Source organism: Hominimerdicola aceti (assembly GCF_025567495.1).
Taxonomy (GTDB): domain Bacteria; phylum Bacillota; class Clostridia; order Oscillospirales; family Ruminococcaceae; genus Hominimerdicola; species Hominimerdicola aceti.
Genome location: NZ_JAOQJZ010000008.1, coordinates 103791 through 116053, shown reverse-complemented (window position 1 = coordinate 116053; position 12263 = coordinate 103791). Strand labels below are relative to the sequence as shown.

Sequence of the window (12263 nt, the reverse complement as noted above, 5' to 3'; positions counted from 1 at the left end):
TTTGAGAAACAACGAACTGCACCACAGAATCCAGTGAATGGCGGTATACATCAGCCTGTTTTGTGTCAAGAACTTTTTCGTTGACCATATCCGTGTCAACTGTCTGTGCGTATGCTACAGTGACCTGTTTTGAGTCTGCTACCAAATAGCCATAAGGAACTGTTGAGCCGTCCTCTGTTACTGTGTACTTGCCGATAGGGAGATTTTCAAAGAGTGCTTCGCCGTTTTCATCGGTGAAAAGCTCACGCTCTATGTCGCTGTTCGTGTCGGAGATACCCTTAACGATGAACCCTATATCCTTAACGTTGAGGTTGCCTGTTGTGGTCTTTGTGACCTTGATAGAACCCTCTTTGAGATAGTTCGTCATTTCAGCGTATACCGATACGCCCTCTTCGGTTATCTCAAAAGGATAGAGAGTATCGTCAATGATGTACTTTTCAGGTGCTGCTATCTCGTGGTAGAAATACTTACCGTAGCCAAGTGAGAACGTTGCAATGCCGTTTTCATCAGTAATGCCTGTTGTTATCTGACGCTTGTTTTCGTCAAGTATCTCGAACTCGCAGTTCGGCAGCAGCTCACCACCGAGGTTTTTCTTGGTGATGATGAAAGGTGCTGTCCAAGGTGAGTTCTTAACAGACACTTCTGATCCAAAATCAGCAGTATCTGTTGCTATCTTCACGGTCTGAGGCTCGCTGTTCAGCGAATAGCCTTTAGGTGCTTCTATCTCTGTAACAGTGTAGCTATAGCCCTGATAGATGTCCTTTGTAATAACAGCTTTTCCGTTTTCATCGGTTGTAACTGTGTCGATAATGTCGCCCTTTTTGCGTATCGTTATGCCGCCGCTTACTACTATATCTTCGGCTGCTGTTATCTCAAACTTTGCTCCGCTGAGATACTTTTTGCCACTTTCGTCAGTTTTGTAGATAACAAGCTCGCCCTTGTCTACAGATGTTCTCTGATTATCTACTACTGTTTTGCTTGTTTTATCAGCCTCAACAGTTACGTCTGTTTTGGTTTTCAGTGCATAGCCATTAGCTGTAGTTGTTTCCTTCCAGTAATAGCTGCCCTGCGGCAGACCTGAAACGTGGATATTTCCGTCAGCGTCAAGTGTCATATCTGTAGCGTTAGCCTGTGAAACAGTTGAGCTGAATGTATACTTGCCGTCGCTGCCTGTTGCCTTGATGAATAGATCGCTGTCGCCGTTCTTCATAACAAGGTTGAATTTAACAGCTTTCAGCTTGTCGGCAACGTTTGTTTCCTCGTTTCCGAAGAAATCAATGAAGTTCTTTTCAAGGTCAGCGTTGCCTGTAGGCATATCAATTTTAAGCTTGATATATGCCTTAACAGGGTCTTTGTCCTCATAGCAGGAAACCACCATTTCCTGAACGTCTGAGCCGCCCGAAAGGATAAGAGGTGAACACTCGTCTATGTGTTCAACATACTTGCCCTTTGTCTTTGTGAGCGTGAAAACAACATTTTTCAGGTCTTTCTCATTGTCTGCTGTGATAGTCATATTTGAGCCTGAGCGTGTAACAGTCACTGAGTTCGGCTTTGAAACGCTGAACTGTGAAAGGCTGTCAAGCTTAACTGTGGCTGTCCACTTGCCTGTCTTGACATCATATTTTGCAGGATATGTTGCGCTTTTTCCTATGATATTCTTATTCTTTGACGTACCATTCGGAACATCATAGTGCGAAACCATTTCAGACTTCATCTTTTTGTAGCACTCGACCAACTCTTGGTGATGAGCAGAAGCGTTGCTGCCGTTGTAGCTATATGCGTTGAGTAACTTTGTTTCGTTGCTTGAAAGGCTTGCTGAACTGCCGTCATAGTATCTTGCCGAAACAGCCTGAGCCATTATGCTTGAAGCACATATCTCGGTATCCTTAGAGTAGCCGTACTGAGTTTTTCCCTTGTAGCTGTAAATGCAAAACTCCTTGATCTGTCTTTGCATACTGTCAGGAACGTGACCACTTTTTAAATATTCATCAAGCGTTTCCTGCTTAGAGGTTGTACCACTTGTGTGCAGCTTATCGAAGTTGATACAATAAGCATAGCTGCCGTCAGATGTTGAGAAATACGGCACTGAGCTTGCCCAGTAGCCTGTGAAGTGTGTGTCATTGGACTTACCAGTTTCAATGTCATAGCCGTTTGGAAGTCCTGAGCCTCTGAAATCATAGCTCCATTCATTGAGCCACTGCTGTGTGGCTTTGTTTGTGCTTGAAAACGCTGAGGCTGTTATGCCCTGCGTTAATGCCGACAAGCTGAGCAGGAGAGCCATTGCAGCACTGCTCAGCCTTTTGAAAAGCGTTTTTCTTTTCATTTGTCCTTACCTCCTAAAATTTTTTATCTATCTAAAAAGCCGTGTGGCTTGAATTTTTGCAATAAAAAAAGCAACTCGAAATTCTCGAATTGCTTTAAAGCGTATATTCAATTTTCACTTCTTGTATTCTTGCGCTATTAATAAGTCAAGTATATCTCCCATGCAGGTTTTCCGCCTGAGTTTATTGCTGAACCATCGCCGTGCCATTCTTGATAGAGTGTGATATGTGATGAATCTCTACCAATTACATTATATAGGTCATCAAGATGTCCCTTTACTTTACGATAAAGCTCGTCATATGAGGAGTAAGTGTCAGGTGAAACCGTATCAGGTGTACCCCACGAGTTATCTTCAAGGTTTGTGTTTCGCTCCAGTGTTTCGTAACATTCTTCAATGGAAGAATATCCACATTCTTCATAAATGGAAGAAATGAAGTCCCATGATTGTGTTCTTGAATAAGCATTCAGTTCTCTGCAAAGTCTGTCTATATCATTCTGTGTCAGCTTAAACTTTGGCTTAGCCGTTGTAGTTGTAGTCGGCTTTGGGGCTTGCGTTTTCTTTGCCATTGTGGTTGTCTGACGTTCTGTCTGTCTTTCTGTCTGACGTTCCGTCTGAGGAGCTTGTGTTTCCGCAGGCTGATAGTTGTAGTTGCCGTTTCCGTTGTTGGTGGTGTTTCCGCTGTAGCTCTGACCGCCGTTATTTACTGTTCCGCCGTTGCTTGCCTTAGAGCTGTTCTTTCTTGTGGTGGTGGACTTGCCATTTTTCTTTTCGGAGGTTGTGGTCGTGGTCTTACTGTTCGGGGAGGTGCTAAGTATGTTACCGCCCTCTCCGATTATCAGAGTGGTAACATTTCCGTTTCGGTCTGTTCCCGTCACGATAGACGTTGTGGTTACTCTTGATGAGCTGTCATCAGAAGAAACAGTAGTTGTTGCCGAACGGCTTGTCATTGTACCCATTTCTGTAGTTTCGGCAGCAGTGGTTGTCGCTTTTGGAGCGGCTGATGATGTATCTGTATTAACATTTCCGCAGCCTGTCACGCCGAGCATTGCGGCTGTTATCAGCAGGGAAGCTATCGTTCTTGTTATATCTGTTCTTTTCATTGTGGAGTCCTCCTTTTTTAGACTTGACATATATCTTAAAGTGGTGTATACTTATATATAGAAAAGGTAAACCGTATAGACGGTTGTCCTCAGTTTTTGATTATGTAAAAAATAACCGCAACTTTTGGTCGAGGGCGGTTATTTTTTTATGCTTTTTATCAGCTCGTTGAGAGCGACAATCAGCACGATAGTTAAGACAAAGAAAGCTAAGTCCATTCTATCACCTCCCGAATATCCTATTTTGCCTGAGCCTTTCGGCTGACAATATTCAGACCATTCCGTGTGGGAGGACACCGCCTACCGTTTAAGTTTACCTTTTCCAAACTAGATTATATCACAATCATTTCTTTGTGTCAATTTTTCATTTTGTCCGTGGACAAATTTAGCTGAAATATCCTGCCTGCATATTTAGCGAGTAAATATATGTATCATTAATAAATTCCTCAACCATATGATTGATCCAGAACATATAGTGTGTTCTGAGCATTTCTATTGGTTTTTCTGAGGGCAGTTCTCTCTGCGTATGGAGAAGTGGATAGTAAAGTGACAGCCAGTATCTTTCAGAGTTGCGGTCAAACCTTTTCCAAAAATCTTCTTCGCTGACTTTCATCTCAAAAAGCATATTCTTGAATTGTATCTCGAATTTTTTCGATGTGCGTAAAAAAGCTTTTCTTGAGCCACTGAAATCATGGTTCTCACCCATGCCGTCAAGCTGATTATAGTATGCTTTCATTCGTTCAAGACAACGTTCTTCTTCGGTCATTGCTATGTGCTGTGGCTGTTCCGTAGCCGACCAAAACTCCTCACCGACAAAATCTCTTATTTCGTCAATGGTGTAAAGAAGCATTGTTTTTTTATCAAACTCAGGGTCATTGAGCTTTTCTTCCCCTTTTTTGATAAAATCATCAACTTCATTGCTCGGTCTGATAAGGCTCTCTATCTTCGCTTCGTCAAGTTCGGGCAAGTTTTTATAATACTTATAATCTTTTACCATTGTTATACCTCCCATATGTTTTCTACAAAGTTCTATGTTTGTTCTCTATCAAATCTAATGGTTCATCGTCTAACATTGAGATGTCTGAACATGAGGTTTCATAGCTATTTTGCCACTCAAAAAGTTTAATATTTTCATGGTTTTTCATATGTGCAGAACAACTTTTAATCAATTCGGTTAGATCGTGTTGCTGTCCTATGTCTGTCACATCAAACTTTTTTACACATGAACCAAGCCACGGAAAAGTTTTGCCCATGTTTATAACTATCATCTGAATATCTTGCGTACTCATTTCATATTTTGATATATACCCCGACCATTGCCTATGTTCAAAACCATTATGTTCCATGAAAGTTTCTATATCAATATATGCTTCACGATAATTACTTCCACCATAATTAATTTTAAGTGCATTTGTATCTAAATCAAAATTAATTGCCTTTTTGCAAGTAGATACACTCATATAACATTATGCCGTTTGGCAACCTCCAGAACATCTTCTTTTGACTCTGCTCCATGCAATGTATCATACCAAATTATTTTCTTCAAATAAACTAAAATGCCGTTTTGCTTGTCAATCAAATCTTTTTCAGCTACGCCAAATTTAGCAAGTTCATTGCTATCTCTTTTATTACTGAAAAAAGATAGCACGTTATTACTACTCTTATCTTCATCTATTCCCTGTTTTGCAAAAATAGAGCGAATTTTTTCACAAACTTCATCAAAGGTGAAATTATTTTCAGTCTTGATTTTCTTTTCATCGACTTCAATTTCAATCTTATATCTGTATGCCAAAATAATACCTCCCATATGTTTTCTACACCTATATTATACCATACACCAAGAAAACACGTCAACGGCAGAATAGCCAAACTTTCGCACCAAATATTGTGCATTTTTGAATTGATTAAAACATTTATGAACTTGTTTTCAGGGAAAACTCTCGAGAAAAAATTATAATGACAACGATCTATCATTTGTCATGTCAAGCGCATCGTCTTTTCCAATTTCTTCTCTAACATAATCAGGGACGCTCACCAGTTCATCAAATTCAAGATTACCCAAAATCATATACATTTTGTCTTTACTTTCTCCAAAATATACTCCGCTGTCAAATTCGCTGTTATTATTATACCGCTTCACCAACTTCATTTTTTCGAGGTCAACAAAAACATTAATCGGAAATTCAAGTATCTCATCGGTAGTGTAGGCAATCGGTATATGAGAAAGGTCAGAAAAATCTGCGTCATAGAGCCACTATGATGTTCATCGTCCTTGAAGAATGCGGCTCTGTAGCCCTCTATTCTTGACTTGTTCTTGAACTTAGAAAGTTCAAAATCTATTGCTCCGAGATGATGTTCAGCCATTGTTCTCAACTTCCGTATCTTCCAATGTCGAATTTTCAAAGAAAGAGAGTTGTTCTGCATTATTTTTCTTCTGCATACCCTTGACAATATTGCGACTTTGGTGTACAATGATATTGAAGTCAAGATTGTTTGTTAATTCGGAGTATTGTTCTCCCCATCTCTCAAACATTGCTTGGCTTTTTTTGTTTGTCACAAAAAAGGAGATTATCAGATTGAACTATTCTCCTAAAATACTCAGAAAAATTATTTCTCCCATACACACTTGTAATGAAATTAGAGCTGACATTTTCAACTTCATATCTACCTTTGCCGTTTGGCTTTATGCTCGCAATTATCGGATTACCACTCTTGTCAACTTCTGATGTTACGATTAAGGGCTGCCTTGTATGAACCGTCCATATCTTCAATCTCGGTCAGGTGGAACAGGTCATAGTCGTAAAGTTCATCGAGAATATTTTTTCATTTTCGTGTCCTCCATATTATTTGGTTGATGTTCTTCTCAAAAGAAAATAACAGGAGTATGACCATAACGTTGTCCTTTGTCTGTCCTTTACACGTTCCGAAAAGTTACGATAAAGGACAGGATTATAAAACACGTTAAAACTAAAAAATGCCGTAGATACGGGATAAAATCCATATCACGGCAAGTTAGAAAATGTGAAAAATTTAATTCAATTCCCGTACGGATCACCAGAGTTTAAAGCTCGGAGATAGCACATTGTGCTGTTTCCGAGCTTTTGTTATCTGAAGTTTCATACCTTCCATGTTCTGCCCTACTTTTCCCCGCACACCTCACTCTTGAGTTTTTTCACCACCTTGAAATACTCATGCATTTTCACGTCCGCAGGGTCTATCTGCAATGCAAAGGATATCCTGCCAAGCAGCGAATTTATGTACTTATCAGGCGTAATGTCAGCACCTTTGAAAAACAGGCTTTGGGAAACTCCGTATTTCTCACAGTAATATATTTCCTGACGTATCTCCCGATGCTGCTTCGACGAGATCTGCGCCTTTTCGTTGACTACTATCCCCGTTACCTGCTGACGTTGCGATGAGCCGATAAGCGTCGTTTTTTTCATGTTCAGCTTAAACCCCATTTTCCGCAACGCCCTGCTCACAAGTTGCGTTATCTCTTTGGCGTTAAGCTCAGCTTTTCTACCTGAAAATGTCATATCATCACAGTATCTTGTGTAATTTATGCCACGCTCTCCACACCACTTGCCTATCCTCTCATCAAATCTTTTCATCACCAAATTCGATATCTGCGGAGATGTTGGCGCACCCTGTGGCAGTATGCTGTTATGAGTGCATATATTTGTCAGCAGCGTTGTAGCAGGCTTAGAAAAACCAAGCTCGCACATGACCCCATAGACCTTGCCAAAATCAATGCTGTCAAAAAAGCCTGAAACATCGAGTTTAAGCACTCTCTGTTGACCAATATGCGGCTCTGCATTTTTCAAAAGTGAAGAGTTTTTGCAATATGCAGTGGCATACTCAGATACGGACAGCGTGTAAAGATACCTTTCAAGTATCCTTCTTTGAACGAGCTTGAGATATTCGTTCGGCACTTTTAACACCCTGTTTTTATGCCCTCTGCCACGATGTATTATCACCTTGCGGTAATTCGAATAACACTTTTTCTGATTTCGTTTATGATAGCGTATTCGGTTGTTGCTAAGCATATAAAGCTTTTTTAAAGGAACATCAAGCTCCTCTGAGATCCTTATGATATCATTATCAATATCATTCATTTTGTCACCTCAAAAAAATAATAACAAGCGTCAGCACAAGATTCAAATGCTTTGGAGCCGAATTTTATTTAATGGAATTAAATCCGATTCGGTGAAAAAGCTTTTGATAAAGCTACTATTCCCTGAAACTTCCACAGCGACTCGCTGTAGTTATGCGTTTTGCAATATCGCTGCTGACGCTTGTCATATTTTATTAAACCATGTTATGTACTCATGATAAAAGCACCTTGTTTATTTTATGAGATAATTATATCACGCGAAATGCACAACAATTGGTGCATCTCGCAGAGTACAACGAAAAAAATGGCTGTATATAAACACTCTGATATCATTTTACCAATTTATGCACGACACGTCAATGGGTTATCCTGACATTTTGCGTCAAACGCCAATATTTTGTATGAATACACAAAAAAGCCACACGAAGATAGGGAAAAAAGCCGAGCCTTGCTTTTATCACCTCTCAATATCACCACCTCTCGAGCTTTTTCCTTTTTATCACTATCCCCACCGGACTATCCGTTTTTTCGTCAAAATATTCCTCGCAGACCCACCAATGATACTCTTTCCTGGGCAGGGTCGCCTACGTCATATAGCAAAAGCTCCACTGGAGAAGCAATTCCTTCTCCTTGCCGTTTTTCAGACTTTCAAGTAGATAGTCCTCCATAAGCTTCACTATCGTATCATAGCTTATAAATCTCATCTTGTTCTTTCTTTTTATTATGGACAGCCTGTGGGCAAGATAAAAATGCAAAACAACTTTCCACATGCTGCATTTGTATTCTGGGTCAAGTATTGACTCTTTTTTCATTCTCCTGATGATCTTAATACGTTCATCGGGATCATTCAAAAAGTCGCACAGCGCTGAGATATTAGAACAATCGAAACCGTCCTGCCCACTGTCCAGCTTGAAATATCTCCGCCCGTCTAGTTTGTATAAAGGCACTCGTGCTATCTGCCCTTCCTGCGCCTCCACTGCATATGTCCACAGCCTCGGGCAGGACTTTATCTCATAGACCTCTCTGCCGCTGGAATCCTCGCCCCTTTGCACGTTGATAAAACGTTCCCAAATGCCGTCACTTACTTTCTGCGGAGCATTTTCAGTGCTGGCAATAAAGATCCTCAGCCTTTGGAGCTTTTCCACGCTTTCTCTTAGCTTGTCTTTAAGTGCATTTCGTGAAAATCTAATGTCCTCGTTTCCGCTGAGAAGTTCCCATATGGTGTTGAGATAAAAATCCTTTCTGTTATTGTTCCATATAGTGCAAACAGCGTCAAAAACACACATATCAAAGTATGTCAGCGGTGCTTTTTCATAAGCCGTGCCGTCTTGATACCATAAGGTACAACAGATATCATTTCTTCGCTGACCTTTCACAAATGCTACTCTGTAGTTATAGCCCTCTTGATCGTTTCTTTTGCCTGACAGCCCGTCATAAAGCCCTTGTATCTCTTTCTCTCCCAAAAGCCTGTTTATTTTCTTGTCTATATAACCAACGATCCTTATTTTTCTTTATGACTATCACTTTTTCTCAGCAAGCAAAAGTCCAGACAAACGGACAGATAGTATGATATAATATAGGCATAACAACAAAAAGTGAGGTAAAATCGTTATGCCTAAAAGAAACACACTCAAAAGCAAGCTCAGCATCATAGTTTTTTAGATGAAATTGAACTCAAAAGACAAATGCCTTGAGTTTCTATTTGAATTGCGTTTTCCATAAGGTTTTGTTTGTCTGGAATGTGACTGCACAGAGTATTATCATATCAAAAAGCGTGGTCGGGGAACTACCAAAATGAAGATCATGGTGGCTGTACAGTGGGCAAAATGCTCGCCACTGTGAGGGATACTATTCCAAGCAACTGCGCATACATAATATTTGAGGAGCTGATATTAGCGCCGTTCAGCATTGCCCGTATGCGTGAAAATTTCAAAAGGCGCAGAAGACGTCAACAAAACACCAAGAAAGGAGTGGAATAAAAATGCCACAAACAGAAGATATAGAATACATCAAGAAATATGAGGCGTATGATTGTATCAACATCTCCGAGGACGATGATTTTGACCCACTGGACGAGCTTTACGAGCCTGATCCTGTGGAGATTCAAAACACGAGACAAAATCCATTTACAGCAAAGGTATTTGACCCCGAAACAATGCTTTTCGACCTTGCCGAAGCAAGAAAGACAGAAACAAAATTCAGAGAGAACATACTCTCTATGATGATGTCTGTTCTCATAAGCTCTGACAAGCCCAACGCACTTCTCTGCGGTCCTGCAGGCTGTGGAAAAACCAAGATAGTAGAGGAGCTTGCCTACAGGCTCAAAAACAGCGAGAACATCGTACCACAGCTCAAAGGCTATAAGATATATGCTTTACAGCTCTCTGATATCGTGGCAGATTCAGGCCTTATGGGCGACCTTGAAAATAAGGTCAAAATGCTCATAAACTATATGAGCGACCAGGACGAGAAGCGAATTTTGTTTATCGACGAAATACATATGCTTTTTCAGGAAAAGGCATATCGGATCGTCGCTCAGATCTTGAAGCCTGCTCTGAGCCGTGGAAAAATAAAGCTCATAGGAGCGACAACGACCCAGGAAGCAAATCTCATCGACAGCGACCCTGCCTTTTGCAGGCGTATGACAAAGATAATAGTTGACGAAGCAGACCACGAGCAGACAGTGGAGATCCTTCTCAGTATGAACGAGCATTTTGCAAACCACTATAACATCTCATTCGCTTTGAGCAGAAGCAAGGCAGAGCACATTGTTGATATCGCAGACGAATTTTGCTACTCAGGCTCACACCGCCCTGACAATGCCATAACGCTACTTGACCGCTCCATAGCTTCCGCCGTGGTGAAGAACGCTTCTGACAAGAAGATGAAAATTACTCTCACCGACCGCCATATAAAAGAAACAGCTTTCCGCATGACATCAGGTCACAGCACGCCCCACGCCTTTAACGAGAGAGCCTTTCACCGTGACCTCTCAGCCGTCTGCGGTCAGGAAGCTATCATAGACGACCTTGTCAACGTGCTGAAACTTCATTCGCTCCACATAAGACCGACCAAAAGACCGCTTACAATGCTTTTTATCGGACCAAGCGGGGTGGGCAAAACAGAGGTCGCAAAGATAATAGCCAAAAACTGTGCAGGCGAGAAACCTATCACACTGAATATGTCGGAATTCTATTATGACGCAGGCATAAACCGCATTATAGGCTCGCCTGCAGGCTATCTTGGAAGCGACAGCAATGTTGAACTGCCCTTTGATAAGCTCAAATCCCTATCAGGTGATACTCCTTGACGAGTTTGAAAAGTGCGACAGATCCGTGCAAAGACTATTCATGTCTGTCTTTGACGAGGGCATTCTCACCACAAGTCAAGGAAACGTTATAGACTTCTCAAAGTCCATAATAATAGCCACCACCAACGCAGGCTGTACCGCAAAGAGCAGAAGCATTGGATTCAACTCAGACAGCACATCGGAAACACAACTCATAAGCGACCTTTCCGACTATTTTGACGTCGAACTTATCAACCGCTTCTCACAGAAATACACTTTCAGCGAGATATCAAGATCGGTGTACAGAAAGATAGTTGAAAAACGGCTTGCGAGCGAAATAAAAGTCATCAAAAGGCTTCACCCTGAGCTGAATATGGACTCCCTGTTCAGTGCAGACGAGCTTGCAAAGGCGGTAGATAAGATAACAGCCGACACCTACAACGTCAAATCAGGTGCAAGACCTGCCATCACAGCAGTAAGCAAGTTCATTGACAGCAAGCTCCTTTCACACTTCTCACGCATGGCAAAAACATACAGACCAAACCAAAACTAACGCTTCGCCATACAAAAAAATCAATGACCGCACCTTTCACGGGTGCGGTCATTTTTTTACTTCTGACAATTTTACTCTTATTAAACAGATATAAAGAAAAGAAAGATAAAAAAGTTCGAATTATATTATTAGGATATGTCACACCCACTGCATATCACGCTAAACAGCCGATATTACGATGCGATCTTTGCATTTGATGTGCGGGAATTGGATTTTTTCTATATGATCTTACCGTCAGACACTTCGATAACACGACTGCATTGTTCTGCGACTTTTGGATCGTGAGTAACGATAACGACTGTTTTTCCCTCTTTGTTAAGGCGTTTGAAAAGCTCCATTATCTCGGCCGAGGTCTTTGTGTCCAGCGCTCCTGTAGGCTCGTCCGCAAGTATCATGGCAGGCTCGTTGACAATTGCTCTGGCTATAGCAACACGCTGCTTCTGTCCTCCCGAAAGCTTGTTGCAAGGCTTCTTAGAAAGATCCCCCATACCAACAGCTTTTAATGCTTCAAGAGCTTTTTCTTTTTTATTCTTTATCTTTTTCTTTGCAAAATCCAATGGAATCAATACGTTTTCAAGGGCAGAAAAATCCTCAACAAGTGCAAAGTCCTGCATTACAATGCCTATCTTTTCATTCCTTATCTTTGCATACTGCCACTCCGATAAATTTTTTACCAAAGTGCCGTCAATTGTGTACTCACCGCTCTGATAGCTGTCTATGCAGGCAAGGATATGCAAAAGTGTGGATTTTCCTGCGCCTGATTTTCCAATTATCGCTACCATTTCACCGTCTGATATCTCGCATGATACCCCATGCAAAGCCTCATATTCATTGGCTTTCTTTGGATTATATATCTTTATTATTTTATCAAGCTTTATCATTATAAT

13 protein-coding genes are annotated in these 12263 nt (G+C 41.1%); 2 read left to right on the top strand and 11 right to left on the bottom strand.

Annotated elements, in window-relative coordinates:
• The 10 genes from OCV57_RS09060 to OCV57_RS09020 form a co-directional block, all read right to left on the bottom strand.
• Positions 1 to 2323, bottom strand: a 2323-nt coding sequence (locus OCV57_RS09060) for an MSCRAMM family protein (RefSeq protein ID WP_267301250.1), incomplete at its 3' end; no start/stop codon positions are given.
• Positions 2324 to 2460: 137 nt separating this feature from the next.
• Complete coding sequence (locus OCV57_RS09055) at positions 2461 to 3423, bottom strand: hypothetical protein (protein WP_267301249.1); 963 nt, start codon at positions 3421 to 3423, stop codon at positions 2461 to 2463.
• A 382-nt stretch (positions 3424 to 3805) separates the two neighbouring features.
• The gene (locus tag OCV57_RS09050) at positions 3806 to 4417 is read right to left on the bottom strand and encodes a hypothetical protein (RefSeq protein WP_267301248.1); all 612 of its coding nucleotides are present in this window, start codon (positions 4415 to 4417) and stop codon (positions 3806 to 3808) included.
• Between the two features lie 22 nt (positions 4418 to 4439).
• The gene (gene vapD / locus OCV57_RS09045; protein ID WP_181987724.1) at positions 4440 to 4880 is read right to left on the bottom strand and encodes a VapD family protein; all 441 of its coding nucleotides are present in this window, start codon (positions 4878 to 4880) and stop codon (positions 4440 to 4442) included.
• Positions 4877 to 5212, bottom strand: a complete 336-nt coding sequence (locus OCV57_RS09040) for a hypothetical protein (RefSeq protein WP_147343124.1) — start codon at positions 5210 to 5212, stop codon at positions 4877 to 4879. Before OCV57_RS09040 ends, vapD begins: the two co-directional genes overlap by 4 nt.
• A 159-nt stretch (positions 5213 to 5371) precedes the next feature.
• The gene (locus OCV57_RS09035; RefSeq protein ID WP_118054238.1) at positions 5372 to 5569 is read right to left on the bottom strand and encodes a hypothetical protein; all 198 of its coding nucleotides are present in this window, start codon (positions 5567 to 5569) and stop codon (positions 5372 to 5374) included.
• Positions 5566 to 5784 (bottom strand): hypothetical protein, encoded by a 219-nt coding sequence (locus OCV57_RS09030; RefSeq protein ID WP_118054240.1) that lies wholly within the window; start codon positions 5782 to 5784, stop codon positions 5566 to 5568. The genes OCV57_RS09035 and OCV57_RS09030 overlap by 4 nt, the downstream gene beginning before the upstream one ends.
• 161 nt (positions 5785 to 5945) lie before the next feature.
• Positions 5946 to 6191, bottom strand: coding sequence for a MuF-C-terminal domain-containing protein (locus tag OCV57_RS14385; protein ID WP_181987725.1), 246 nt, complete (start codon positions 6189 to 6191; stop codon positions 5946 to 5948).
• A 366-nt stretch (positions 6192 to 6557) separates the two neighbouring features.
• Positions 6558 to 7535 carry a reverse transcriptase family protein gene (locus tag OCV57_RS09025; RefSeq protein WP_267301247.1) on the bottom strand — a complete coding sequence of 326 codons (978 nt, stop codon included), beginning with the start codon at positions 7533 to 7535 and terminating at the stop codon, positions 6558 to 6560.
• A gap of 583 nt (positions 7536 to 8118) precedes the next feature.
• Entirely contained in the window at positions 8119 to 8997 is an 879-nt protein-coding gene (locus OCV57_RS09020; RefSeq protein ID WP_267301246.1) for a hypothetical protein, read from the bottom strand.
• A gap of 518 nt (positions 8998 to 9515) precedes the next feature.
• On the opposite strand from OCV57_RS09020, the gene OCV57_RS09015 reads away from it, so the two are divergent.
• Both OCV57_RS09015 and OCV57_RS09010 read left to right on the top strand, forming a co-directional pair.
• On the top strand, positions 9516 to 10844 hold the full coding sequence (locus OCV57_RS09015; RefSeq protein WP_267301245.1) for an AAA family ATPase: 1329 nt from the start codon (positions 9516 to 9518) through the stop codon (positions 10842 to 10844).
• A complete protein-coding gene (locus OCV57_RS09010; protein WP_267301244.1) occupies positions 10792 to 11376 on the top strand; it encodes an AAA family ATPase in 585 nt (194 codons plus the stop codon). The genes OCV57_RS09015 and OCV57_RS09010 overlap by 53 nt, the downstream gene beginning before the upstream one ends.
• 218 nt (positions 11377 to 11594) lie before the next feature.
• Here OCV57_RS09010 and OCV57_RS09005 read toward each other — a convergent pair whose 3' ends face one another.
• The gene (locus OCV57_RS09005) at positions 11595 to 12257 is read right to left on the bottom strand and encodes an ABC transporter ATP-binding protein (RefSeq protein WP_195246673.1); all 663 of its coding nucleotides are present in this window, start codon (positions 12255 to 12257) and stop codon (positions 11595 to 11597) included.
• Positions 12258 to 12263 lie beyond the last annotated feature (6 nt).

Coding starts and splice junctions, on each gene's coding strand:
- OCV57_RS09055 (WP_267301249.1), bottom strand. CDS start 3,423: ATGAAAAGAACAGATATAACAAGAACGATAGCTTCCCTGCTGATAACA.
- OCV57_RS09050 (WP_267301248.1), bottom strand. CDS start 4,417: ATGGTAAAAGATTATAAGTATTATAAAAACTTGCCCGAACTTGACGAA.
- vapD (WP_181987724.1), bottom strand. CDS start 4,880: ATGAGTGTATCTACTTGCAAAAAGGCAATTAATTTTGATTTAGATACA.
- OCV57_RS09035 (WP_118054238.1), bottom strand. CDS start 5,569: ATGAAGTTGGTGAAGCGGTATAATAATAACAGCGAATTTGACAGCGGA.
- OCV57_RS09030 (WP_118054240.1), bottom strand. CDS start 5,784: ATGGCTGAACATCATCTCGGAGCAATAGATTTTGAACTTTCTAAGTTC.
- OCV57_RS09025 (WP_267301247.1), bottom strand. CDS start 7,535: ATGAATGATATTGATAATGATATCATAAGGATCTCAGAGGAGCTTGAT.
- OCV57_RS09015 (WP_267301245.1), top strand. CDS start 9,516: ATGCCACAAACAGAAGATATAGAATACATCAAGAAATATGAGGCGTAT.
- OCV57_RS09010 (WP_267301244.1), top strand. CDS start 10,792: ATGTTGAACTGCCCTTTGATAAGCTCAAATCCCTATCAGGTGATACTC.
- OCV57_RS09005 (WP_195246673.1), bottom strand. CDS start 12,257: ATGATAAAGCTTGATAAAATAATAAAGATATATAATCCAAAGAAAGCC.